The sequence below is a fragment of the Streptomyces vulcanius genome (genome assembly GCF_042653945.1).
In the GTDB taxonomy this organism is placed as follows: Bacteria; Actinomycetota; Actinomycetes; order Streptomycetales; family Streptomycetaceae; genus Streptomyces; species Streptomyces mangrovi.
The window spans coordinates 12952-37334 of the sequence record NZ_JBHSFK010000015.1 but is presented as its reverse complement, the minus strand read 5'-3'; the positions used below and the strand labels follow the sequence as shown (position 1 = coordinate 37334).

Here is a 24383-nt window from a genome sequence, read left to right as displayed (position 1 = left end):
TTCTACTTCCTCTCTTGCGGGATCGGTTCGGGCGTGTCCGGGCGCCTGGGGCGCAGCCGTGGCGCCAGGGCCGCGACGGTCGGTGCCTCGAAGAGGTCGCGGACGGCGAGGTCCGCGTCGAGTTGGGCGCGGACGGCGGACACCAGCACGGTGGCCAGCAACGAGTGGCCGCCGAGGTCGAAGAAGCTGTCGTCGATGCCGATCCGGTCCGCTCCGAGGACCTCCGCGAACAGGTCGCACAGCGCCTTCTCGTCGGGGGTGCGCGGGGTGCGGACGGTTCCGTGTCCGCCCGCCTCCGGTGCGGGCAGGGCGGTGCGGTCGAGTTTGCCGTTGGCGTTCAGCGGCAGTGCGCCGAGCGCGACGAAGGCGGCGGGGACCATGTACGGGGGCAGCCTGCGCTCCAGATGGCGGCGCAGTTCCCCGGGCCGCTGCTCCGGCCCCGCGGTGTCCCGGCTCGGCACGTGGTACGCCACCAGTCGCTTGTCCCCCGGCCGGTCCTCCCGGACCGTCACCACCGCGTGCGCCACGGCCGGATGGTCCGCCAGGGCGCTCGCCACTTCCCCGGGTTCGATCCGGAATCCCCGGATCTTCACCTGGTCGTCCGCCCGGCCGACGAATTCCAGGGCGCCGTCCGGGCGGCGGCGGACGATGTCGCCGGTCCGGTACATACGCTCACCCGGACCTCCGAAGGGGTCCGCGACGAATCGGGAGGCCGTTGTCCCGGGGCTGTTCAGATAGCCGTGGGCAAGCCCCGCGCCCGCGATGTACAGCTCGCCGGGCACCCGCGGGGGCACCGGTTTCAGGTGCCGGTTGAGCACGTGGACGCGGGTGTTGGGCAGCGGGCGGCCGATGGGCGGGGCGGCCCTTTCCGCGTCGTCGGCGAGCCAGGCCGCCGTGGTGTAGACGGTGGCCTCGGTCGGGCCGTAGACGTTGGCGATCCGGGCCCGGGGTACAGCGGCCCGGATTTCCGCCACGACATGGCCGGGCAGTGCCTCGCCCGCCAGTACGACGTCGTCCGCGTCCAGGGTGACGTCGTGGTGGCCGACGAGGTTCGACAGGGCCGACGGTACTCCGCTGAGGAGGCTTCCCTCCCAGCGTCCCGCCGGGCGTTCGGCGAGGGAGAGCACGTCGCGCACCACTTCCACGCTGCCGCCGCACATCAGGGGGCAGAGGATTTCGAACACGGAGACGTCGAAGGTGAGCGAGGTGGCGGCCAGGACGTGGGAGAGCCGCCCCGGACCGAAGGCCTCCCGGGCCCACAGGGCCAGGTTCACGACGGCGGAGTGCGGAATCAGGACCGCCTTGGGCCGGCCCGTGGAACCCGAGGTGTGGATGACGTACGCGGTGTGCTCGGGGCGGAGTGCCTCCGTGCGATCGGCGTCGCCGGGGTCGGCGTCGTGGCCCGGCCCGTCCGGCAGGAGGCGGGGCACGCTCTCGGGGAACAGCCGGGAGCCGTCCGCCGTGGTCACCGCGCAGACGGGGACCGTGTCGGCGAGGAGCAGGGCGATGCGCTCGGCCGGGTGGCGCGGGTCCAGCGGCAGGTAGGCAGCGCCGGTCTTCAGTACGGCCAGCACCGCGACGACCAGGTCCGCGGAGCGTGGCAGGGCGAGTGCGACGAGCCGTCCGGGTCCGGCGCCCGCGTCCAGCAGCCGCCACGCCAGCCGGTTGGCGCGGGTGTTGAGGTCCGCGTAGGTCAGCCGCTGGTCTCCGCAGCTCACGGCGGGCGCGTCGGGGGTCCGCCGGACCTGTTCGCGGAACAGGTCGGGCAGGTTGACCGCGGGCCTCGGGCGGTGCGGTCCGCCGCGCTGCTCGGCCAGCAGGCGCTGCTCCTCGGGAGTCAGGACGTCCAGCGTCTCGAACGGCGTGTCGGGGTCGGCGGCGGCCCGGACGAGGAACAGCGCGAGACGGTCGGCCAGAACGCGCACGGTGTCCCGGTCGAGCAGGTCGGTGCTGTACTCGACGAAACCGGTCAGGCCCGCGGGAGCGCCGTCGCCGTCGTACTGTTCCGTGAGGTCGATCAGCAGGTCGAAGCGGGCCGCGCCGGGGTGCAGCAGCTCGGTGCCGAGTTCGAGGCCGGGGACGGTACAGCGGGGCCGGGGAACGTTCTGCAGGGCCAGGGAGACCTGGAAGAGGGGGTGGCGGCCGAGGGCCCGGGGCGGGTTCAGGTCCTCCACGAGGTATTCGAACGGCAGGTCCTGGTGGGCGTAGGCGCCCAGCGCCGCGTCGCGGGCCCGGTCCAGCAGGTCCCGGAACGTCGGGTCGCCCGAGGTGTCCAGGCGGAAGACGAGGGTGTTGACGAAGAAGCCGACCGAGCGCTCCAGGGCCTGGTCGGTGCGGCCGGCGACGGGTGAGCCGATGGGGATGTCGTATCCCGCGCCGAGCCGGGTGAGCAGCGCCGCAAGGCCGGCCTGGAGCACCATGAACAGGCTGGTGCCGGTGCGCCGGGACAGCTCGGTGAGGGCACGGTGCAGTTCGGCGTCACAGGTCAGGGGCAGGGCGCTGCCGCGGTGGGTGGGCTGTGCGGGACGCGGGCGGTCCCAGGGGAGTTCCAGCTCCGCGGGCAGGCCCGCCAGGCGGTCGCGCCAGTGGGCGAGCTGCCGGGCGAGGGGGCTGCCGGGGTCTCCGGGGTCGCCGAGCAGTTCCCGTTGCCAGAGCGCGTAGTCGGCGTACTGGGCGACGGTCTCGGTGGGCCCGGCCGGGGGCAGGGTTCCGGCGCGGCTGCCGTACGCCGCCATCAGGTCTTCCACGATGGGCGCGAACGACCAGCCGTCGCAGGCTATGTGATGGATCGTCAGCAGCAGTGCGTGCCGGTCCGGGCCGAGCCGGTACAGGTCGGCTCGCAGCGGGATGGCGGAGGCGAGGTCGTAGGCGCCGGACATGGCGTCGTCGAGTGCGGCGGGCAGGGCGGTGTCGGTGGTCTCGTGCACGGGCATCGCCACATGGACGTCCGCGGGGTCGAGGATCTTCTGGCCGGGTTCGCCGTCCTGGTCGGGGAAGACCGTACGCAGAGCCTCGTGCCGGGTCACCAGGTCCGTGAGGGCGGCCCGCAGGGCGTCGTGGTCCAGGGGGCCGGTCAGGCGGAGCAGCCAGGGAACGTGGTACGCCCTGCTCGCGCCCTCCAGTTCGTGCAGGAACCACAGCCTGCGCTGGGCGAAGGACAGGGGCAGCGGGTCGGGCCGTACACCCGCCCGCAGCGCGGGCCGGGGGGTGGCATCGGCCTGGGGGCCGGCCGGCAGGGCGGCCAGGGCGGCGACCGTCGGAGCGTCGAAGAGTGCCCGGACGGGGAGTTCGACGTTCCACACGGCGCGGATTCTGGCCACGAGGCGGGTGGCCAGCAGGGAGTGGCCGCCGAGCGCGAAGAAGTCGTCGTCGCGGCCGATCCCGCTGACGCCCAGGACGTCCTCGAACAGCGCGCACAGCGTCCGTTCTCGGTCCGTGCGCGGGGGGCTGCCGGAGCCCGATTCGAGCACGGGTGCGGGCAGCGCCGCGCGGTCCAGCTTGCCGTTGACGGTCAGGGGCAGCCGCTCCAGGGGGACCACGGCCGTCGGCACCATGTAGTCGGGCAGCCGGTCCCGCAGATGGGCTCGGAGAGCGGTGGTCAGCTGTGTGCCGTGGCGTGCCGTCATGGGGCTGTTGGTGTGGGCGGCCGGTTCGGCGAGTGCGGTGGCGGGCTCGTACGCCTCCAGGACCCCGTCCGTGCGGGAGAAGAGGATGTCCACCGTGCCCACGTTCGTCGCGGACGGGGCGACCGCCACCCGGTAGCCCAGTTCACCGCCGAGCGCGTGCCACGCGTCCGGTTCGGCCCCGTGCGGCGCGCGGGCCAGCAGGCCGCGGATCTCCGCGAGGCCCGCTCCGTGGTCGAAGGCGCGGGTGGCCGCGGCCTCCTGGGCCGTCCGCCGGTCGGGGACGCCGGTCACCCGGAGCCGCTCGGGCCGCCGCTCGCGCAGCCGGGCGACGATGCCGGCCGGGGACGCCGCGTCCTCGGGCCAGCGCAGACGGACGGTGTCCGGCAGGGCGGGGGCGGCCGGGGTGATGTCCGCCTTGTGGAGAACCGCGTCGTAGCGGTACCGGGTCATCTCGTTGTGGTGGCGGCCTCGGCGCACCTGGATGTCCACGGCGGTCACCCCCGGCTCTTGCCGGGCGAAGGCATGGAAGAAGTCCGGCGCGGCCAGCAGTTCGGCTTCCAGGGTCAGGGCGCGCTCGACGGTCTGGCGCAGCGTGCCCCGGTCGTCCCGGGCCGACGCGCGGCGCAGGGCCACGGCGCTGGTGAAGCAGCGCAGGGACCTGGCGTCACGGACGTCCCCGACGAAGAGGGCGCCGCCCGGACGCAGCAGCCGCCAGGCCTTGGCCAGGACGTCGGTCAGGTAGTCGGCGTCGGGGAAGTACTGCACGACGGAGTTGAGGACCACGACGTCGAAGTGTCCGGCCGGCAGGTCGCCGGTGTCGTGGGCGGGCCGGTGGCTCAGCCGGACCCGGTCGGACAGGGCGGGCAGGGATTGTGTCGCGCGACGCAGGGTGTCGATCGCCTGTGCGGACACGTCGGTGCCCCAGTACTCCTCGCATCCGGGAGCGAGGGGTGCGAGCAGCAGGCCGGTACCCGCACCGATCTCCAGGACGCGGCGGGGGCCCAGTTCACGGATGCGCCGTACCGTCGTGTCGCGCCACTCCCGCATGTGGGACACGGGCAGGGGGGCGCCGCCGGCATAGCTGTCGTGCCAGCCGGTGAAGTCCTCGCCGAAGGCTTCCGTCGTCCCGGTGCTCGCGTACTGGGAGTCGAACACCCTCGCCCAGTCGTCGACCTGTCCCTCGGCCGTGGGGCCGGCCGGTGTCCGCGCCCGGCGGTCGGGGACGACGTAAGCGATCAGCCGCCGGTCGCCGGGGGTGTCCTCGCGGACGGTGACGGCGGCCTGGTGCACCGCCGGGTGGGCTTCCAGCGCCGCCGAGATCTCGCCGGGCTCGATCCGAAAGCCGCGGATCTTCACCTGGTCGTCCGCGCGGCCGACGAACTCCAGGTCGCCCCGCTCGCCGCGGCGGACCACGTCACCGCTGCGGTACATCCGGCTGCCGGGCGGTCCGAAGGGGTCGGCCACGAAGCGGGCGGCGGTCAGGTCGGGCCGGTTCAGATAGCCGCGGGCGACACCCGGTCCGGCGACGTACAGCTCTCCGGCGACGCCGTCCGGCACGGGGCGCAGCGCCTCGTCCAGGACGTGGAGGGACAGGTCGGCGATGCCGTCGCCGATCCGGCTCGGGGCGCCGGCCGCGGCGTCGTCGCGGGTGAGGGCGGTGATGGTGACGTGGACGGTGGTCTCGGTGATCCCGTACATGTTGACCAGGACGGGGGCGTCGTCGGCGTGCCGTGCGTACCAGGGGGCCAGCCGGGCGAAGTCGAGCGGCTCGCCGGCGAACACCACGCTGCGCAGGGCGAGCCGGTCCCCCGTCGCGGGGTGGTCCCGGTCGGCGTGCACCAGGGGGTAGAAGGCGGACGGGGTCTGGCTGAGGACCGTGACCCGCTCGTCGGCCAGCAGGGCGAGGAAGCGCTCGGGAGCGCGGCTGGTCTCGTACGGGACCACGACCAGGCGTCCGCCGTACAGCAGCGCGCCCCACATCTCCCAGACCGAGACGTCGAACGCGTAGGAGTGGAAGAGCGTCCAGACGTCGTGTTCGGTGAACCGGAAGAAGGCGGCGGTGAGGGTGAACAGACGGACGACGTTGTGGTGGGTGACCACCACGCCCTTGGGCCGGCCGGTGGAGCCGGAGGTGTAGATGACGTACGCGGCGGTGTCCGCGGTGAGCGGGCCGTGGCGGTCGGCCGCGGTGGGCGGTGCCGACGGGCGGTCCGCCAGGTCCGCCGCGGTACGCGGGTCGCGCAGCACCATCCGCGGGGCGTCGGTGCGCAGTTCGACCGGATCCAGGCTGAGCAGCAGCACCGGGCGGGCGTCCTGGAGGGTGTGCTCCAGGCGTTCCCGGGGGTGGTCGAGGTCCAGCGGGAGGTAGGCCGCGCCGGTCTTGAGGACGGCGAGGACCGCCACCACGAGGTCGGCCGTGCGGGGCAGGGCCAGGGCGACGAGCCGTTCGGGTCCTGCGCCGTACTGGATCAGCGCGTGGGCCACTCGGTTGGCGCGCTCGTCGAGCGTCGCGTAGTCGAGGTGCTCGGAGCCGCAGGTGACGGCGGTTCTGTGGGGGTGCAGCAGCGCCCGTGCCTCGAACAGGTCCGCCAGGGTGGCGGCGGCCTCGGCGGGCGCGAGGTCCGCTGCCCGCCGGTGGCGCACGGACGCACTGTCCGGTCCGGTCATCGCCATCGCTCCTCCCGTTTCTCGTTCGTGCGTTCGTTCGTCCAGCGGATGGGGGTGGGTGCCGGGCCGTCCTGGTCCCGGCGGACTCGCTTCGCTTCGGCTCTAGGGAGCCGGACGGCTCGCCGGCGCCAGGACACGCAGGAGGTTGCCGCCCAGGACCAGGTCCCGCTCGGTGCGCGGTACCCCGGCGAAGACGGCGGGCCCGTGCACGACCTCGTCGACGAGGCGTTTCAGTCCGCCCGCCATACGGCCCAGCGGCCAGTCCGTACCGAAGATGATCTTGTGGTTGAGGCCCAGCCGGAACAGCCGGTTGAGGTGGTCCGGCCAGTCGCGCAGCGTCGGGGTGCTGGCGAATCCGCCGATGTCCAGATAGACGTTGGGCCGGTAGGCCGCGAGGTAGCCCGCGGTCTCCACGTGCGTGAGGCCTGCGTGCCCCAGGACGAAGGGCACCGTGGGGAAGTCCCGTGCCGCCCGGTCGATCAGCAGCGGGTGGGCGGACTCGTAGTCCAGACTCGCCGCCGTGGGCCCGGTGTGCACGAAGACGGGCAGTGAGCGGGCGGCGCAGATCTCGTAGTACGGGTAAAGGCCGGGGTCGGAGGGTGAGTAGCCGCAGGGCGGATAGAGCTTCACCCCGTCCAGTCCGTAGCGTTCCACCTGCTCCTCGAAGTCGCGCACCCCTTCGGGGCCGCGCCGTGGGTCGACGCCGATGTAGACCCAGAAGCGGCCGGGGTGGCGCAGCCGGATCCCGTGGTGGAGCCGGGCGGTCTCCTGTGGGGGCGGGCTGCCGGGCAGCCGCAGGGCGAAGTCCGGCACCAGCAGCACCGCCCTCCGCACACCGGCCGCGTCCATCTCGGCCACCAGGCCGTCGGCGAGGTGGTCCTGGTGCCGGCCGGCATACCCCTGGGCGATACGTCCGGCCGACGGCGCCGGGCCATGGGCGGCCAGTGCCTGGTGGACGTTGCCGGCGACGTCCTCGACGAACCGCCCGGGGATGAACCGGGTGGACGCCACATGGCAGTGGCCGTCGTAGAGGGCGGTCATCCGAGGCAGTGCCGGACCAGGCCGCGGATGGTGACGCCGTCGGCGGGGTCGTAGGTCGCGAAGTCGAAGGACACGTCGGCCTGTTCCTCCAGGTGGGCGATGAGGCCGACGACGGCCATGGAGTCCAGCACACCGGTGTGGCTGAGGTTGGTCTCCGCGTCGACGGCCACCTGGGCGGCGTCCGCCGTCCACTCCTCCACCCAGATGATCAGGGCCTTCTCCAGCTCCAGCGTCTCGCCGTTCATGTCCGCTCCCTCCTGTCCGTCGGTCCGGTGCCACCGGCGGGCGCCGGGTCCGGGGTGTGCTGTGCCCGGCTCTCACGTCGGCTCCGGCCGAGCAGCCGCAGGGCGTTGCCGCTCATCACCAGCCGGCGTTCCCGCTCCCGCAGTCCCTCGACGGCGGGGGCGCCGGGGGCGAAGGCGGTGACCAGTGAGGTCAGCGACTCGCTGAGCCGGTAGGAGGGCCAGCAGGTGCCGAAGAGCACCTTGTGACCGATTCCCGTGCTCAGGAGCCGGTTGATGTGCGCCCGCCAGCCGTCCGCGTGCAGCACCGAGTGGAACTGGCTGATGTCCAGGTGCACGTTGGGCCGGTGGGCACAGAGATACGTCGACTCGTCGACATGGGTGACTCCCCCGTGGCCCAGGATGAAGTCGACCCGGCGGAAGTCGCGCGCCGCCCCGTCCAGCAGCAGCGGGGCGCCGTAGGTGAAGTCGAGCGGCCCCCAGCCGGGGCCCGTGTGGCTGAGCACGGGCAGCCCGTACCGCTCGCAGATCTCGAAGTACGGGTACAGCCGGCGGTCGCTGGGTGAGTAGCCGCACAGCGGGTACAGCTTCAGCCCGGAGAACCCGTACGCGGTCACGCAGTGCTCGAACAGGTCGACCCCGTCCTGCCCGGCGCGCGGGTCCACTCCCCAGAAGACGTGGAAGCGGCCCGGGTGGCGGACGGTCACCCGGTGGTGCAGCGCGGCGAGTTCCGGTCGGGTCAGCCGGCACCGGGCCACGTGCGAGAAGTCCGGCACGACCAGGAACGCCTGGTCCACGCCGGCCTCGTCCATCTCGGCGACCAGCTTGTCGGCCTCGTCGTCCTGGTGGACGGCGAGCACCTGGTCGAGGATCCGCGTGGGGCGCACCGTATGGCCGTGGGCGGTGAGGCGGTGGTGGACGTTGGCGGCCTGGTACTCCAGGAAGGCCCGGGGGATGGCGAGTTCGCTGCCCAGCTGCACCTGGGCGTCGACGACGGCCGTCCGCCCGGTGTCCGCCGGGGCCGGGCCGGCCGGCGCCGGGCCGCTCATGGGGTGTCCTCGCTCCCGACGAGCACCGGGTCGCCCGCCTCGGCGAAACGCTCCGCGGCACGCGCCCTGCTCAGCTTGAGGTTGCCGGTCAGGAACGCGGGGTCGGCCCGCAGCGGCCGGTCGGAGAAGACCAGCGCCGTCACCCGGTGCTGGGGGTCGAGGGTCCGGTTGACCTCGGCGATCCGCGTCCGCAGCCGTGACCGCAGCGCCGGGTCGCCGGGGTCGGCCGGGGTGACGATCGCACCGATCCTGCCCGACCGGGGCGTGGGTACGACGACGATCTCGCCGAGGTCCACCACCTCGGCGAACGCGGCCTCCACTTCGGCCGGATGCACCTTGCGCCCGCTGCCGAGCACGATGACGTCCTTCTTGCGCCCGACGAGGGTGAGGTACCCGTCCTCGTCCAGCCGGCCGTAGTCTCCGGTCAGGATCGAGCCGTCGGGGCGGAAGGTGTCCTCGGGCGCGGAGACGCCGTCGGTCTCGAAGTAGCCGAGGCTGAGCGGGGCCGGGCGGTCGATGACCACCTCGCCGTCGTCCAGGACGGTGACCGCCTCCGGGTCGATCAGCCTGCCGACCGTGCCGAGGCGGACGGCGTGCTCCGTGTTCCAGGCGATCATGCCGGTCTCGGTCAGTCCGTACGCCTCGAGGAGGCGCACGTCCCGGGACCAGTACCCCTGCAGGGTTTCCCGCCGGATCGGGGCCATGCCCGTGATCAGGAAGCGGATCCGCCCGCCGAGGAAGTCGTGGAGGGTGCCGTCCGTGCCGCTGCCGAGGTAGAGCTGCAACGCCGTGTCGTAGAAGACCGGCGGGCCGATCAGGAAGGTGGGCCGCTCCTGGCGCACCGCCTGGAAGACCCGCTGGTACGGGGCGAGGACCAGGTCGGCGCCGAGCCACAGGCAGCAGTAGAGCGACAGCCGCTGCTGGTAGTTGGCCAGGGGCAGGAAGACGAGGTGGCGGTCCGCGCCGGTGACGTCGAAGGCGTCGATGAAGCGGTTGATGACGTAGGCCGTGCCGGCGGCGCTGATCTCCAGGCCCTTGAGCCGCCCGGAGGTGCCGGAGGAGTAGACCAGGCTGTGCAGGTCCGGCCGGTCGGTCACCTCGGCCGTCTCGGGCACCGAGCCGGGCGCGGGTACCCCGTCGGGCCGTACCACCGCGGGTGCGTTCGCCGGGACGGGGACATCCGCGATCAGCAGGGCGAGTCCGTGCCCGGACACGAACTTCTCCGGGTCGGAGAGGTCGGTGTCGTCCGGGAACGCCTTGAGCAGCGCGCCGACGGCCAGGGCCGCCAGGTCCCAGGACAGCCAGTCGATGCTGTTGCCCGCCCGGATCCCGATGAGATGGCCGGGCCGTACGCCGGCGGCCGTCAGCTGCTCGGCGCGGGCCGCCGCCAGGGCGTGCAGTTCGGTGTGCGTGGTCTCCCGGCGCCGGCCGGCGACATCGATCTCCACCACCCGGGCCGTGCTGTGGGCGCCGTATCGGTCCGTGAGGCGGGACAGACTCATGCTCACTCTTCGGTCACCTCTCGCTGTGCGGACGGTCGGGGCGGCTCACGCGGGGTTCCGCGCGGGCTCGGGTAGTGCGGTCCGGAAGGCCGCCAGACGCTCGGTCAGGCCTCTTTCCACGAAGAAGCCGATGCGTCCGCCGACCATGTCCTCGTAGCCGGCGCTGTCGGTGTCCCAGGTGACGCGGACGTGCAGGACGCTGCCGTCGGCGCCGTCGGGCTCGACCCTGGTCTCGCGTTCGAGCGTGCGCCACAGCCAGCCGGGCTCGGCCCACAGCCGTACCCCCTGGCCGGTGAGGTCGACGTGGTCCGTCCATACGACGGTGTCCGCGCCGAGCCGCCCGGTGAACTCCGGGTCCCCGCCTGCCGGGGCGCGCGTGCCGTCGGCGGCGAAGGGGTCCAGGGCCCGGGGGGCCGCGTGCAGCGCGTCGAGGACGTCCCGGACGGAGTGCGGCAGCCGTACGGTGCGGGAGACGGGTGACAGGGTGACGCCAGGGCCCCCGCCTGTCGCGTCCCCCAGTGCTTCGGTCTCGGCCAGCAGGGTGTCCAGCACCGCCAGACAGTGGGCGAGTTCGTCCGCGGCGATGACCATGGGCGGCTGGACGCGCAGGACCCTGGGGTTGTAGAGCGAGTACGTCGAGGTGATGCCCTCTTCCAGCAGTCGGCCCAGCACATGCCCGGCGGTCGCCTCGTCGTGGAACTCCAGACCGTGCATCATGCCCAGGCCCCGGTGCGCGGCCAGTACGCCGGGGTGGCGCTGTGCCGCCGCGCCCAGCCGCTGCCCGATGACGACGGCCCGTTCCCGCACGCCGGCCAGGAACGCCTCGTCGGAGGCGATGGCGATGCTCTCGAGGCCCACTCGGCAGGAGAGCGGGTTGCCGCCCAGACTGGACCCGAAGGTGGAGGGCAGTTCCCGCAGCACCGTCCACACCTCCTCCGTGCCGAGCACGGCGGACAGCGGCAGCATTCCCCCGCCGAACGCCTTGCCCACGCACACCAGGTCCGGTGTGATGCCGAACTGCTCGTGTGCGAAGAACGTGCCGCACCGGCCGAAGGCGGTCTGCATCTCGTCGAGCACCAGCAGGGCTCCCGCCTCGGTGCACAGCCTGCGCACCTCCTGGAAGTAGCCGGGCGGCGGCACGATCACACCGGCCTCCGCCTGTACGGGCTCCAGCAGGACCGCACCGACGCTGTCGTCGAGTACGGCGGCCAGCGCGTCCACGTCGCCGAAGGGCACCTGCCGGAAGTGCTCCATGAACGGGCCAAGACGAGCTTGGTGTTCGGGTCTGCCGGAGGCGCTGAGCGTGGCGAAGGTCTTGCCGTGGAAGCAGCCCTGGGCGCTGATGACGCCGGGGCGGCCGGTGGCGGCCCGGGCGAGTTTGAGCGCGTTGTCGATGGTCTCCCCGCCGCCGTTGGCGAGGTACGAGTACGGCAGCCGGTTCCCGGTGGTCCGTGCGAGGCGTTCCGACAGCCGTATCTGCACCTCCTCGAACATGATCTTGGTGCTGTTGAGCACTCCGCTGTCCAGCTGCTCCCGCAGGGCGCCCACGATCCGGGGGTGGGAGTAGCCGAAGGACTGGTTGCCGTACTGGTCGAACAGGGCGAGGAACGACCTGCCGTCCTCGTCCAGGACCCGGCTTCCCTCTCCCCGTCCCTGCACCCCGCAGCCCATGACGAACGCCATGCGGGCGTAGGTGGGGTGGTTGTGGGCCGCTTTCAGCTCAGCCAGCCGCTGGCGCCGTGCGCGCATGCGCTGCCTCCTTCGGGGGTGCGGCGGCGTAGGTGTCGTAGTCGCCGAAGAAGAACTGGAGCAGCCGGCTGCCGCGGTGCTCCCCGGTCCGCGCCCGGCGTACCGCGTCGGCCGTGTCGAGGACGGCGACCAGGCTGAGCGGAGCGCCCTGGAAGCGGATGTCCCGGTACGGCTCGTGCAGGGCGGTGAATCCGATTTCCCTGTAGAAATCCCGGAGGCCGCCGGAATCGTCGACGAAGAAATCGCCGAGTATATGCGTCGCACGGTGGGCGCGCACGCTGTGCACAAGCGCCTCGCGCATCAGCACCATGCCGATGTTCTGGCTCCGGACGGCCGGCAGGGTCATGAGGTGTCCGAATTCCACGAGCCGGTTTCCCGGGCGCAGTGCCGTGAGGTCGACGGTGTCGTCGCACGGCAGCCCGAGCGGGGAATCCGGTACCACTTTGATGGTGCCCACCGGTTCGTCGCCGCGGTATCCGACGATGTACTGGGCCTGACCGTCGAAACGGTCGAAGGTGCCCGCGGTGTCGGCGGCGTCGGCCAGCCTCTCCTGGTCCTGGACATATACCGCGTCGCGCAGCCGTAGTACGTCGGCGCGTTCCTTTTCGGTCCGCGCCATGCGAAAGGTCACGTCCACTGCCGGTCCCTTCGGATCACTTGCGGAGCAATTTGGTGAAGTAGTCGAAATAGCCGCGGTGGAAATACCGGATCCGGTCCCGGACCTCCCTGTGGAGGTCCGGCAGCCGCTCGATCGGGAGGTTGGGCATCAGGTGGTGTTCGACGTGGTAGTTGTTCCCGTTGGTGAACCACGTGGCCAACCGGTTGGACCGGATCGTCCGGGTGTTGGCGAAGGGATCGCGGTTCAGCGTCTCGCATCCGTAGTGCTCGGGCAGTTCGACCGCGGCGTGCACCGGGGCGGCCACCAGCACCAGGGGCAGCAGCCACGCCCAGAGGACGACGGCGCTCCCCGTCCACCAGGAGAGCGCGGCGAGCGCGAGGACGGCCGCCGCCGCCAGGAGGTGGTCGCGCCGGATCCGGCGGGAGATCCGGGCGTTCTCCCCTTCGAAGTCCCTCCCCAGCAGCGAGCGCCCGAGGTTCGCGGCGAACAGCGCGTAGTGGTGGACCATCGCGAACCGGGCGGCCCAGTCCAGTCCGGCGGCGAGTCTCGACCGGTCGCCCTTGGTCCCGTACTGGTCGCCGTAGTCGAAGAACTCCCGGTTCATCGGCGTGCCCAGATCACGGTGGTGGCGCATGTGTGCGGCCCGGTAGGCGGCGAAGGAGATCAGCATCGGCAGCCCGAGGACGATGCCGCAGACGGCGTTCGTCCGGCGGCTGCGGTACGCCAGGTTGTGCAGCGTCTCGTGCTGGAGCTCCGCCGCGTGCGCGAACATGGCTCCGGTCAGGATCACTCCGGTGATCCGGGCCCACAGGTGCGGCTGGAGCGCGAGGGCGACGCCGGTGCCCGTGAGGACCGCGCACAGGCCCACCTTGAAGGTGAACACCCAGCCGCGTGGCTCGGTTCTCAGATGTTTCAGGGCCGCTTTCAGCTCGGTGGTGTCAGAAGGACTGTGCGCCCCGGAGGGTGCGCTCTGGCCTGCCGGCGCCTCCATGTCTCTGTCTCCTTTTCCGCTGGTGAACGGCAGTGCGGGTGGGGTGGGGAGGCCGCGAGTCGAGGCCGGGCCGACCGATGCCGGTGGGCGTGTGGCGGCGCCGGGTGCCGGTGCGGATCCCGCGGACGGGGCGTCCGGGAGGGCGTGGGCAGCCGGGTGTGTCCGGCGTCCGCGTGCGGTGTCCCGGTGAACGGCGTCTCTCAACTCGCCGGTGTACGGAGCGGCTCGCGGCACACCTCGTGCAGAGGGGTCTGCGGGCCGGCCGCCTCCAGGGCGCGAAGCAGCGACAGCAGCCCCTCCAGGTGCGCGTCGGTCGTCTGCTCGTCGTAGAGGTCCGGATGGGTGTCGAGGATGACCTCCACCGTGCCGTCCGCGTCGCTTTGCAGCAGATACACCGTCATGTCGACCGTCAGAGGGATCGAAGCGGTGTGCATGGTCGCCGGCGCACCCGCGAAGTCCAGCCGGTGGTCGAAGAGCATGACGTTGGCCATGGCGGCCCACAGCCGCCCCGATCCGCCCCGCTCGGCGATCTCCCTGGACAGCTCCGCGGTCGGGTAGCGCGAGTGCAGCAGCACCTCGCGGACGCCGCGGGAGACGCGTCGCGCATGCTCGGCCAGGGTCGATCCGGAGTCGAAGGGAACCCGCAGCGGCAGGATGTTCATGGCCATGCCGGGGGCCCTGCGAGTCTGCGGGCTCAGCCGCCCGGCCGTGGGCAGCCCCAGGAGCACCTCCGGGATGCGCGCCGCCGTGCCCACGTAGGCCGTGACCGCGCTCACGGCCAGGTCCGACCAGGTCACGCCCATGCTCCGGGCCGTGGCGCCCAGGCGCGCCACCCGGTCGGGCGGCAGCTGGTGCCGGCGTCTGCGGCCGACGGCCACCTCGGCCCGCCCATGTGACGGCCCGACGGGTTCCGGGAGGTCGGCGAACGCGCCGAGCCAGTGCTCCCGGTCCCTGGAGAGACCTTTCCCCGCCCGGTACGCCGCCTCGCTCTCCAGCAGACACGAGAACGGTGCCGGCGCTCCGTCCGAGCCGTCTCGGCCGACGGCGAGCTCGGTGTACACGGCCGCCACGCGGTTGAAGAGCAGTGCCAGACTCCAGCCGTCCACCACCGCGTGATGGACCTTCCAGTACAGCAGGAACCGGTCGGGTGCCGTCCTGATGAGCGTGGCGCTGCACAACTCACCTGGATCCACCGGAAGTCGCACATCCGCGTCGATCCACGCCTGGGCCGCCGCGGCCGGGTCGAGGGCGCCGCAGAGGTCCAGCAGGCGCAGTGGGGAGGGCTCCGGCCTGACGAACTGGCGGTGCTCACCGCCCTCCGTCGCGATACGCAGACGCAATGCCTCGGTCTCCCGCTCGACCTGCTGATGCGCCGCGCGCATCACGTCGGGGTCCACCGGGCCGCGGATCTCCAGATAGTCGCAGATGAAGAACACCGGGTTGGTCGGATCGCGTTCCTGTGCCTTCCAGGTACGTAATTGCGGCGGAAGTAAGGGCACGCCCGATTCACTGATGTTTCGCACAGCATCCTTCCCTTTGTCGGACACGTCCGCAGGCATGCGAACGTCACCGTCGGCTCAATCGGTTCAGAAGGCTGCAAGGAAAGAGAAAGCCATGGCTTTCTCTTGGAGATCGCGCTCGATCACTAGAACTGAAGGCTGGATCTCAATCAGTCGACCGCCAGACAGGCGGCAACACCCCGTACATAAGGGCACGTTCTCCAAATATCGATGCATGGACCGCGGGGAGCAGGTCACGGAATTTCCGCTGCACATCGATCGAACGTTTTCCCTTACGGATACGAAACATTACAACACAGAACCCACCACTGCCAATGGCCCCTCCACTCGAGAGCAAGATCCAGCCAGCCGCCCGCCCATTCCGGTCCTGCGCCCGCCTTTTCGGTGACGGCCACAGAAACCGCTGGCCATCGCACTCATGAGCGCGGTGCTGCACACCGGGCCAGTGCTGCTGGTGGGGCATGTGGGATCGATGAGTCCCACAAGTCGACAGGGCATGGCGGGATCTCGGCTTCCGGACCGATCTGCACGGTCGCGCCCGGGGCGGACAGCGCGAGGAGTTCGGCCGGCGTCGCGGCGCGCGCCCGTACCCTGTGCCGGTGGGGCGAATCGTTGCCGGCGCCCCCGCCGGCGGTGCCGCGGCACGGCGAGGGGGCGTACCGGGTCCGCGTCCCGGCCCAGAAGGTGCGCAGCATTCTCGTCGAGGACCAGTGAGCCTTTTCCATCCTCAGTCTGAGCCGGCCAGGCCCGCACACAGACCCTGTCCGTGCAGGGCAGCACCGACGGCTCGGCGTACTCCACCGTCCCCGCGTCCACGAACTACCGGTTCGACCCGGCGACCGGCAACACCGTGACCATGCAGCTGCCAGCGAGTACCAACCTTCGCCGGCCGCGGCTGAACGTCACCGCGAACACGGGCTGGACGGCGGACCGGTTCAGCGAGGTGGAGGCATATCTGGTTTGAGTCGACCGGTTCCACGACACTCACAGCGGCCCGTCCCCAGCGGACGGCCCCGCTCTCCTGCGCGGCCGGAGACCACCCCTGGCGCTTTGCCAGTTCTTTACAACCCGGTTCGCCGCAAGACCGTCTCTCCCTCCGGAATCCAGGGCATCGCAAGCGCCCTGTTCGTGATCTCCCGTGCCCGGTCATCCGGGCACACCCGCCGTCAACTCCCTTCGGAGAGAAGCGCACCGATGCACTCGATCAACACTTCAGGTCTCCACTTAGCCGGTCGTCGCACGCCCCGGCCCCGCACGTCCTCCGGCCTGCGCCGCGCGACCGCGGTCCTCGGCCTGTGCGCCGCCCTCGTGGCCGGCGCCTCCACCGCCATGGCCGAACCCCGCACCGGCCTCACCCCGCCCGTCGTCACCGCGGACCAGGTCATGCCGCATCTGGACGCACTACAGCGGATCGCGGACCGCGACGGCGGCAACCGCGCCCACGGCACCCAGGGCTACCGCGACTCGGTCGCCTATGTGAAGGCCAGGCTGGACAAGGCCGGTTTCCGCACCACCCTGCACCGCTTCACACACAACGGCGCCACCGGCTACAACCTCGTCGCGGACTGGCCCGGCGGCGACCCCGAGCACATCGTGTTCGCCGGGGCGCACCTCGACAGTGTCGAGACCGGCCCCGGCATCAACGACAACGGCTCCGGCTCCGCGGCACTGCTCGCCACCGCCCTCCAGGTGTCCAAGGCCGGCCTCAAGCCCGACCGCCATCTGCGTTTCGCCTGGTGGGGCGCCGAGGAGGCCGGATTGGTGGGATCCAGTGCCTATGTGCGGGATCTGCCGGCCGCCGAACGCGACCGGATCGACGTCTATCTGAACGTGGACATGGCCGGCACGAAGGGCGGCCGGCCGTGGCTCATCGTCCAGGACGACCCGGCGGCGGCCCAGGCGTTCAAGGAGTACTTCGCGGCCCGTAACCTGCGCACGTTCGAGATCGGCACCGGCGGCAGCGACCACGAGTCGTTCGCAAACGCGGGCATCCCGGTGGGCGGCTTCGCCACGGGCCTCGACGACTGCTACCACGAGGCGTGCGACCGCCTGGAGAACGTGGACCCGGTGACCGAGACCACCAGTACCAACGCGTTCATCAGCACGGTCTGGCAGCTCGCCGCCCGCAGCTGACCCCGGCCCGGCCTCTCAACACCTCCCGAGCCCCCGAACTCTCCCGGCCACCGAAGGAGCAGACGCATGCCTGCCCGCTGGAAACGTCGCCCCCGCACCACCACCCTGGCCACGGCCGTGGTTGTCGGCATCGTGCTCACAGCCCTGCCCGCCTCCGCCGCCCCCGCCACCCCCGGCGGCGCCGGTGACCCGTACTACCCCGAAGACGGCAACTCCGGCTACGACGTCTCCCAGTACGACGTTCGCGTGAACTACGACCCGGCCCGCCCCCGCCACCTGGAGGGCGACACAACGGTACAGGCCCTCGCGACACAGGATCTGGACCGCTTCCACCTCGATCTGGAGGGCTTCCAGGTCACCTCCGTCACCGTGAACGGCACACCCGCTCGTGCCGTGTCCCGCGAGCGCGCGCACGAACTCGTCATCACCCCCGCCAGGCCGCTCGCGAAGAACACGCCCTTCTCCGTACGTGTCCGCTACTCCGGCGAACCGGTCGGCAAGGGCTGGCACACCCTCGCCGACGGCGGCGCGAACGTGACGGGCGAGCCGCACGCCGCCACGGCCTGGTACCCGGCCAACGACCACCCCTCGGACAAGGCGACCTTCCGGCTCACGGCCACGGTCCCCACCGGCTGGACGGTGGTCGGCAACGGTCGGCCCGGCGACACGACCACCGATCGGGACACGACCACCTTCCGCTGGTACGAGGACCGGCCGATGGCCACGTTCCTCAGCACCGTCGCCATCGACAGGTTCACGGTGCGCACCTCGACGCTCTCCGACGGCACCCCCGTCATCAACGCCTACAGCCCCGAGGCCCGCATCGAGCCGGCGAAGGAGGCGCAACTGCCGGAGATCATCGACTTCCTGGCCTCGAAGTTCGGCCCGTACCCGTTCTCCTCGGCCGGGGCGATCGTCATCACCGGCGACGACGGCGAGGGCCCGTCCGCCCTGGAGACACAGAGCCGCCCGACCTACCACAACGGGTTCTTCGACGCCTCCGTGGTCCACGAGAACACCCACCAGTGGTTCGGCAACAGCGTGTCCCTCTCCGACTGGCGCGACGGCTGCCTGGCCGAGTGCGTCGCCCAGTACGCCGTCCAGCTGTGGTACGAGAAGGACGGATACGACCTGGACGAAACCTTCTACCGCAGCATGCTGGAGGAGAGCCAGGCCGACCCCGAGTTCTGGACGACCAAGCTGTACGACCCCGGCCAGGGCCGCGAGCTGGACGGCGCCCTGTACTTCAAGGGGTCGATGATGCTGCACGCCCTGCGCCGTACGGTCGGCGACGCGGCGTTCTTCGGCACCCTCCAGCGCTGGCAGCGCGAGCACCGCTACGGCAACGCGTCCTGGCCGCAGTTCGAGGCGCTCATGGGGAAGGTCTCGGGCAAGAACCTCACCGGCTTCTTCGACGCGTGGGCGCACGGCACCACCGTCCCAGAGAGGAAGTACCTCTACCCGGGGTCCCTCGAGTCACTCGACCCGGCAGCGGAGCACGGCGGCGGAACGGCCGCGGCGCGCAACACCTCGAGCGGGTCGGGAGACCACACATGAGAAACCCGATCCGTCTGGCGGCCGCGCTGCTGTTCGTCTCCGCCCTGCTGGCGGGGGGTGCACACGTGCCCGCCACGGCGCAGGACAGTGCCGGCTCGGTCGCGGTCGCCGAGTACGACCTGGGTGACAAGGCGTTCACCGATTCCCGGTCCGGCACGGTCAGCGAAGTGCGCGCGAAGGTGCACTATCCGCGGCGCCCGGCCGGCCGGCTCCCCCTGATCGTCATGGCACACGGCTCGTGGTGGGCCTGTGACTCCAAGGACGCCGTCGACTGGCCCTGTACGAAGGGATCGCGCCCGTTCCCGAGTTACCGCGGCTACGACTATCTGGGCGCCGCGCTGGCAGCCCGCGGTTTCGTCGTGGTGTCGATCAGCGTGGACGCCATCAACCAGACGTCCTTCGACTACGGCGACCGTGCCCGGCTCGTCAACGAACACCTGCGGCTGTGGCAGCAGTTGGCCGCGGGCAGGGGCGGACCGCTGGCACGGCATCTCGTCGATCCGTCCGGGCGGCCGGTCGCACCGGACTTCACCGGCCATGTCGACATGAACCGCGTCGGCACCCTGGGACACTCACGTGGCGGTAAGGGCGTGATGTGGCAGGCATCGGACAAGCACCGGGGCGAATGGCCGGCCGGTGTGCGCGTCCGTGCGGTCCTGGGGCTGGCCCCGGTCAAGTTCGACGACCCGGAGGGCGACCACAGCGACACGCTCATCACCAAGCTGCCGTTCGCGGTGGTCACCGGCTCCTGTGACGGCGCGGTCCGCGAGGCGGGCCAGAAGTACCTGGACGACGTCACCGGGCTGAACACCGCGACGGACTACTCGATTTCGCTGAAGGGCGCGAACCACAACTACTACAACACGACCTGGACGCCGCCGTACCTGTTCGGTGTGGACGACAGCACCTGCCCGGCCCAGGAACTGGCCCCCTCCCGGCAGCAGGACGCACTCGTCGCCTACGCGACCGCGTTCTTCGGCTATGAACTCCAGGGCGACCAGGACGGGTTGCCGGTACTCACCGGCGAACGGCCCCTGCCGGACGTCACCGCGACGACGCGGGTGGTGCCGGCTCACCGGTAGCGCCCGGGGTAAGCCGGACACGCCGCCGACCGGTCGGCGGCTCACCGGCCACGGTGACCGTTCCACGAAGGTCATGGAGCGGGTGAGGCACCCGAGCAAGAGGTGACAGTCACTGTGGTGACCTCGCCAACGGATCATGGGTCTGCTCGTGTCCGGTGAACATGGCCGTTGGGGGTCCAGGCTGGTGGCCATCAGAAACCCAGACGTGTGACCAGTGGTGTTCTGGGGGTGGGGTCAGTTCAAGGGGACCACTCCCTTCCCGGCCAGGGAGCATGCTTGTCTACTCGTCCGGCGTCGACGTGTCCAGCTCTGCCCTCCGCTTCCTCGCCGCCCGCCTGAGGGAACGCCGGCGCGCTCTCGGCACCCGATGGCGTCGCCTGAGCGCGGGCCGACAGACACTGCTCACCCTCGTCCACCTCCGCAACGGCCCGAACTGGAGCACGTGCACGTCCCTGCCGTCCTTGACCACCTGGGGGGCTGCTGGACACCCGGGAGTTCCCGGCCACCGCGGCCGGCTACCGCCAACTTCTTGATCGGGCAAGCCAGTTCGGAACAGTACTGCGGGCCGGGGTGGAGTGCACCGGCTCCTACGGCGCTGGCCTCGCCCGCTACCTCGCGACCCGGCGGGTGCCGGTGGCAGAGGTCAACCAGCCCGACCGATCCACCCGAGCCGCACTGTCGCGCACAGCGCGTCTTGCGGCTTCGGCAGGAGGTCACCGAGCTCGGGCGGCGAATGACCGCAGCGGTCCGGGCCAGCGCACCCAGCCTGCTGGAGCGGCTCGGGATCGGGCCGGACAGTGCCGCGGCCCTGCTGATCACCGCCGGCGACAATCCCGAGCGGCTGAGCAGCGAGGCCTCCTTCGCCGCGCTGTGCGGCGCCAGCCCCGTTGAGAAGTCCTCGGGCAAGACCCGGCGCCATCGGCTCAACCGGGGCGGGGACCGGCAGGCCAACGCCGCGCTGCATCGCATCGTGGTCACCCGCATGCGCCAGGACGAGCGCACGCGTACCCACCTGGAGCGACGCACCGCCGAGGGACAAAGAAAGCGCGAGACAACGCGCTGCCTGAAACGCTACACAGCCCGCGAGGTCTACGCGCTGATACGGGCCGACATGATCACATGCCATCAGCGGCCTGACGATCCATCAACCCTCACCACCGCGAGCAGCCTGAGCGGACCAGCCGTGAGGGACAGCCGCTGGGTGAGGGTGCAGAGCGCGAGGCGGTCCTCGTCGAGGCCGTCGATCAGCACGGGGGTTGCCGTCCCGGTCCACCAGCACGTGGTCCAGCCCCAGCTCGCCATGGACGACCGAGTACTCGGCACGCGACCGCACCGCTGCGGCGAGTTCACGCAGCCGCTCCTCCAGCCGGTCCCGGGCGTCCGCGATCCTCCGGTCACGCGAGGCCGCCTCGGCCAGACAGCACGGCGCGAAGTCGAGCGCGGTCTTCTCGCACGACCCTTCCTGCTGCCGCCCGCGAGCCGCTCGACGGCCTCCAGCAGCCGGCCCGCGCCGCTCCCGTCAACTGGTCCCGCGTCACTTTCCGGGGTGTCACGTCCACAGCCCACCTTCACAGCTCGGCAGCCGGGGCACCTTGCGCGAGCCGCCACTCCATGCCGAGCCATTTCTCAGATGGCGCGCAGGCCCCGGTCGGCGAAGGCGATCAGCCACTCGAAGCTCTCGTCGATGTCGGCGCTCCACTGGAAGCCGCCTGCCACCTGCAACGTGGCGAAGCCGTGGCAGAGGCTGCGGAGCATGCGCAGGGCGTGGTCCACGTCGGACTCGCCGATCTCGTAGCCGCGCAGGACCGCCGTGAACGCGCCGAGCAGCCGCTGCGCCGCGGTGGCCACCGGGTCGTCCGGGCCGGACGGTTCCACGCCGATCGTCGCGGCGTACCGGCCGGGGTGCTCCAGGACGAAGGCGCGGACGGCGCGGGCCGCGGCGGCCAGGGCGTCGCGGCCCGCGTACCCCTGGACGGCGCCGCCGACGGCGTCGGCGGCCTCGCTCAACGCCAAGGCGGCGATGCGCCGGTTGAGGTCGTCCTGGCCGCCCACGTGCTTGTACAGGGACGGGGTGCGCACGCCCACCCGCTCGGCCAGCAACCCCATCGTCAGGTTGGCGAGGCCCACCTCGTCGGCGAGGGCGGCACCGGCCGCGACCACGGCCGACGGGTCCAGGCCGACCCTAGGCACGGGCGGCGTCCGATCCGAGGAAGGCGAGCATGAGCGAAACCACCTGATCGGGGAACTGGTCGTGCGGGTAGTGCCCGGCGCCCTCGATCATCTCGAGGCGACCGAGGCCGGACGGCAGGGCGTCGACGATCGCCGAGCCCTCGGCGTGCGGGTCGGCCCAGTCGGGGTCGAGCGTGCCCATCACGACCAGGACCGGGCAGCGGACGTTGCCGAGCTGCGCGCCGGCGTCGGTCGGGGCGCTGCGGCCCATGCCCTGCATCGCCTTCATCCGGCCCGGCTCGCGCATCAGGGAGTCGACGCGGCCGAGCCGCTCGGCCCAGTCGGCCGGCTTCACACCGGGGTAGGCCGCGTCGAGGTACGAGCGCCAGAGCGGCACGCTGCCGAACACGCCCGTGCCGAGCAGTCGCAGCATGCCCTGCCGGAAGCGCTTCACCCGCAGGTCGCCGAGGCGGATCGACTGCTTGCGGGTGAACGGCGCCAACTCGACGACCGCGGTGATCAGCGAGGGTTCCCGCGCGGCGGCGATGGTGGCGGCGCCACCGGAGATCGAGTGGCCGACGAGCACGGCGGGGCCGCCCAGGTGGCGGATCACGGCGAGCAGGTCGCCGGCGATGGCGGTGCGGCTCCAGGCCGGCCAGCCCACGCTCGATTCGCCGCAGCCGCGCAGATCGACCGCGGCGACCCGATAGCCCGCCGCCACCAGCGGCGGGATCACGGCACGGTAAGCGGCACGGCTGTCGCCCATGCCGTGCGCGAGAACGATCAGCGGGCCGGACCCCGCCACCTCGTAAGCGATCGTGCCGCCGTCGACGGCAAGGTGCTCGGTCATGACATCCCCCAGGGCTTGGCTAACTCCGTTAGCCAAAAGCTAATCCCATTAACCAAACCTGTCAATGCCGCAGGCAGCCCAGGTCGCCCAGGAGGTACGCCGTCTCCACCGGGACGGTGCAGGAGGCGATGCCGCGACGACCAGCAGGCGTTCGCGTCCCAGCCGGTCGATGACAACTCCCGCGAAGGGCGCAAGCGGCGCGAGGGCGAGCCCGGGGATCGACAGGACGACCGGTACGAGCGCCCTGGCGCCGGCCACCTCCGCGAAGCACGACTATGCGCCAGGGCCTCCCCGGACCGCCGAGTCGTCCGGCTCACCATGCCCCTGCCAGGGCCGGGCGAGCCCGACGAGGGCGAGCCCCGCCGCGGCCACGGCGATCAGCATGATCAGCGCCATCGGCAGGGAGCTGTCCTCGCCGAACAGTCCCACCAGCGGTGAGGCGAGGGCCCCGAGGAAGAACTGCAGGCCGCCCAGGAGCGCGGACGCCGCGCCCGGGGCCGCCCGGCCCACCGTCTGCCCGATGCTCATGCCTCCGGGGAAGACCATGCCGATGCCACCGACGGTCACGAACAGCGTGATCCAGGTACCCACGAGGGTCTCGCCCACGACCACGACCTGCAGGACCTGCGCCAGTGCGCCCAGCAAGGAGATGCCGACACCGGCCGTGAGGAGCGTGTTCAGGCGTACGCCCCGGCCGGCCAGGCGGGCGAAGACCGCCCCGGCGATCAGCATGCCCACGGCGTTGGTCGCGAAGATGAGCGAGTACGTCGTCGAGGAGACCCCGTGGAGGTTCTCGAAGACGAAACTGGAGCCGCTGATGTAGGTGAACAGCGCGGCCGCGGCAAGGGCGACGACGAGGACGTAGCCCATGAACGTGCGGCGCGCGAGCAGCGATCCCATCGCGCCGAAGGTGCTCGCCACCCCGCGGCCGTGGCGCCGCTCGGGCGGCAGCGACTCGGGCACCGCCCGCAGTACGGCGAGCAGGAGCAGCACGCCCAGGACGGCCAGTGCGGCGAACACCGCGCGCCAGGTGGCCACGGACAGGATCGCTCCGCCGAGTACCGGCGCGGCGATCGGCGCCACGCCCATCACCTGGGAGAGCACAGCGAAGTAGCGCGGCAGATCGGCCCCGTGGAAGCGGTCGGTGAGCACGGCACGGGCCAGCACCATGCCCGCAGCGCCGGCCACGCCCTGCAGGAAGCGGACGCCGGTCAGGACGGCGATGTTGGGGGCGACGGCGCAGGCGAGGGAGAAGAAGACAAATCCGGCCGACCCGGATATCAGCAGCCCACGCCGGCCGAGGCCGTCGCTGAGCGGACCGATGATCAGCTGGCCGACGACCAGTCCGGCCAGGAACGCGGTCATCGTCAGTTGCACGGCTGAGCTGCTCGCCCCGAGCGCGTCCCCCATCGAGGGAAACCCGGGGACGTACATGTCGATCGCGAGGGGGGCCACGGCGGTCAGCGCCCCGAGTACGGCGACGAGGGCGGCGGCCGGGCGCCGGGAAGAACCGGGACCGGCGGAGGCCTGTGCGGTGGCGGCACGGGAGGGGGACGGAGCTACCATGAATTGAAAGGTAACCTATA

The 24383-nt window shown here is 71.6% G+C and carries 15 protein-coding genes and 5 pseudogenes; 6 read left to right on the top strand and 14 right to left on the bottom strand.

The genetic code is table 11. From position 1 onward, the window contains the following. Positions 1-2: 2 nt before the first annotated feature. From ACFPIH_RS23275 to ACFPIH_RS23235, 9 genes and pseudogenes are all read right to left on the bottom strand, one after another. A pseudogene (locus ACFPIH_RS23275) lies at positions 3-6152 on the bottom strand (amino acid adenylation domain-containing protein); the annotation flags it as partial. A gap of 243 nt (positions 6153-6395) precedes the next feature. Beyond that, complete coding sequence (locus tag ACFPIH_RS23270; protein WP_381175086.1) at positions 6396-7334, bottom strand: amidohydrolase family protein; 939 nt, start codon at positions 7332-7334, stop codon at positions 6396-6398. Further along, a complete protein-coding gene (locus tag ACFPIH_RS23265; RefSeq protein ID WP_381175088.1) occupies positions 7331-7579 on the bottom strand; it encodes a phosphopantetheine-binding protein in 249 nt (82 codons plus the stop codon). The genes ACFPIH_RS23270 and ACFPIH_RS23265 overlap by 4 nt, the downstream gene beginning before the upstream one ends. Then, positions 7576-8625, bottom strand: coding sequence for an amidohydrolase family protein (locus ACFPIH_RS23260; protein WP_381175090.1), 1050 nt, complete (start codon positions 8623-8625; stop codon positions 7576-7578). Before ACFPIH_RS23260 ends, ACFPIH_RS23265 begins: the two co-directional genes overlap by 4 nt. Further along, positions 8622-10127, bottom strand: a complete 1506-nt coding sequence (locus ACFPIH_RS23255; RefSeq protein WP_381175092.1) for an AMP-binding protein — start codon at positions 10125-10127, stop codon at positions 8622-8624. The genes ACFPIH_RS23260 and ACFPIH_RS23255 overlap by 4 nt, the downstream gene beginning before the upstream one ends. Before the next feature lie 45 nt (positions 10128-10172). Next, positions 10173-11876, bottom strand: a complete 1704-nt coding sequence (locus tag ACFPIH_RS23250; protein WP_381175094.1) for an aspartate aminotransferase family protein — start codon at positions 11874-11876, stop codon at positions 10173-10175. Further along, on the bottom strand, positions 11848-12495 hold the full coding sequence (locus ACFPIH_RS23245) for a GNAT family N-acetyltransferase (RefSeq protein ID WP_381175096.1): 648 nt from the start codon (positions 12493-12495) through the stop codon (positions 11848-11850). Before ACFPIH_RS23245 ends, ACFPIH_RS23250 begins: the two co-directional genes overlap by 29 nt. A gap of 34 nt (positions 12496-12529) precedes the next feature. Beyond that, positions 12530-13486, bottom strand: a complete 957-nt coding sequence (locus tag ACFPIH_RS23240; RefSeq protein WP_381175099.1) for a fatty acid desaturase family protein — start codon at positions 13484-13486, stop codon at positions 12530-12532. A gap of 200 nt (positions 13487-13686) precedes the next feature. Further along, positions 13687-14985: a condensation domain-containing protein gene (locus ACFPIH_RS23235; protein ID WP_381175101.1), complete on the bottom strand. Its 1299-nt coding sequence runs from the start codon at positions 14983-14985 to the stop codon at positions 13687-13689. A 757-nt stretch (positions 14986-15742) separates the two neighbouring features. On the opposite strand from ACFPIH_RS23235, the pseudogene ACFPIH_RS23230 reads away from it, so the two are divergent. From ACFPIH_RS23230 to ACFPIH_RS23205, 6 genes and pseudogenes are all read left to right on the top strand, one after another. Further along, positions 15743-15970, top strand: a pseudogene (locus tag ACFPIH_RS23230) (discoidin domain-containing protein); the annotation flags it as partial. 230 nt (positions 15971-16200) lie between these two features. Continuing rightward, positions 16201-17139: a M20/M25/M40 family metallo-hydrolase gene (locus ACFPIH_RS23225; RefSeq protein WP_381175103.1), complete on the top strand. Its 939-nt coding sequence runs from the start codon at positions 16201-16203 to the stop codon at positions 17137-17139. Positions 17140-17205: 66 nt separating this feature from the next. Beyond that, positions 17206-18696 (top strand): M1 family metallopeptidase, encoded by a 1491-nt coding sequence (locus ACFPIH_RS23220; protein ID WP_381175105.1) that lies wholly within the window; start codon positions 17206-17208, stop codon positions 18694-18696. Continuing rightward, entirely contained in the window at positions 18693-19778 is a 1086-nt protein-coding gene (locus tag ACFPIH_RS23215; RefSeq protein WP_381175107.1) for an alpha/beta hydrolase, read from the top strand. Before ACFPIH_RS23220 ends, ACFPIH_RS23215 begins: the two co-directional genes overlap by 4 nt. 272 nt (positions 19779-20050) lie before the next feature. After that, positions 20051-20206, top strand: a pseudogene (locus ACFPIH_RS23210) (IS5/IS1182 family transposase); the annotation flags it as partial. Further along, positions 20146-20883 (top strand): annotated as a pseudogene (locus tag ACFPIH_RS23205) (transposase); the annotation flags it as partial. The pseudogenes ACFPIH_RS23210 and ACFPIH_RS23205, both read left to right, overlap by 61 nt. Before the next feature lie 20 nt (positions 20884-20903). On the opposite strand, the gene ACFPIH_RS23200 reads toward ACFPIH_RS23205, so the two are convergent. From ACFPIH_RS23200 to ACFPIH_RS23180, 5 genes and pseudogenes are all read right to left on the bottom strand, one after another. Next, on the bottom strand, positions 20904-21080 hold the full coding sequence (locus ACFPIH_RS23200) for a hypothetical protein (RefSeq protein ID WP_381175109.1): 177 nt from the start codon (positions 21078-21080) through the stop codon (positions 20904-20906). Positions 21081-21404: 324 nt separating this feature from the next. Beyond that, complete coding sequence (locus ACFPIH_RS23195) at positions 21405-21938, bottom strand: TetR/AcrR family transcriptional regulator (protein WP_381175160.1); 534 nt, start codon at positions 21936-21938, stop codon at positions 21405-21407. A 22-nt stretch (positions 21939-21960) separates the two neighbouring features. Beyond that, positions 21961-22797, bottom strand: a complete 837-nt coding sequence (locus ACFPIH_RS23190) for an alpha/beta fold hydrolase (RefSeq protein ID WP_381175111.1) — start codon at positions 22795-22797, stop codon at positions 21961-21963. A gap of 132 nt (positions 22798-22929) precedes the next feature. Then, positions 22930-23064: pseudogene (locus ACFPIH_RS23185) on the bottom strand (MFS transporter); the annotation flags it as partial. A gap of 6 nt (positions 23065-23070) precedes the next feature. After that, on the bottom strand, positions 23071-24363 hold the full coding sequence (locus ACFPIH_RS23180) for a multidrug effflux MFS transporter (protein ID WP_381175113.1): 1293 nt from the start codon (positions 24361-24363) through the stop codon (positions 23071-23073). Positions 24364-24383: the final 20 nt, after the last annotated feature.

Excerpts from the sequence above, each read along its gene's own strand:
- ACFPIH_RS23180 (WP_381175113.1), bottom strand. The coding sequence starts at position 24,363 with ATGGTAGCTCCGTCCCCCTCCCGTGCCGCCACCGCACAGGCCTCCGCC.
- ACFPIH_RS23225 (WP_381175103.1), top strand. The coding sequence starts at position 16,201 with ATGCACTCGATCAACACTTCAGGTCTCCACTTAGCCGGTCGTCGCACG.
- ACFPIH_RS23215 (WP_381175107.1), top strand. The coding sequence starts at position 18,693 with ATGAGAAACCCGATCCGTCTGGCGGCCGCGCTGCTGTTCGTCTCCGCC.
- ACFPIH_RS23240 (WP_381175099.1), bottom strand. The coding sequence starts at position 13,486 with ATGGAGGCGCCGGCAGGCCAGAGCGCACCCTCCGGGGCGCACAGTCCT.
- ACFPIH_RS23245 (WP_381175096.1), bottom strand. The coding sequence starts at position 12,495 with ATGGCGCGGACCGAAAAGGAACGCGCCGACGTACTACGGCTGCGCGAC.
- ACFPIH_RS23260 (WP_381175090.1), bottom strand. The coding sequence starts at position 8,625 with ATGAGCGGCCCGGCGCCGGCCGGCCCGGCCCCGGCGGACACCGGGCGG.
- ACFPIH_RS23265 (WP_381175088.1), bottom strand. The coding sequence starts at position 7,579 with ATGAACGGCGAGACGCTGGAGCTGGAGAAGGCCCTGATCATCTGGGTG.
- ACFPIH_RS23250 (WP_381175094.1), bottom strand. The coding sequence starts at position 11,876 with ATGCGCGCACGGCGCCAGCGGCTGGCTGAGCTGAAAGCGGCCCACAAC.
- ACFPIH_RS23200 (WP_381175109.1), bottom strand. The coding sequence starts at position 21,080 with ATGGCGAGCTGGGGCTGGACCACGTGCTGGTGGACCGGGACGGCAACC.
- ACFPIH_RS23220 (WP_381175105.1), top strand. The coding sequence starts at position 17,206 with ATGCCTGCCCGCTGGAAACGTCGCCCCCGCACCACCACCCTGGCCACG.
- ACFPIH_RS23190 (WP_381175111.1), bottom strand. The coding sequence starts at position 22,797 with ATGACCGAGCACCTTGCCGTCGACGGCGGCACGATCGCTTACGAGGTG.
- ACFPIH_RS23255 (WP_381175092.1), bottom strand. The coding sequence starts at position 10,127 with ATGAGTCTGTCCCGCCTCACGGACCGATACGGCGCCCACAGCACGGCC.
- ACFPIH_RS23270 (WP_381175086.1), bottom strand. The coding sequence starts at position 7,334 with ATGACCGCCCTCTACGACGGCCACTGCCATGTGGCGTCCACCCGGTTC.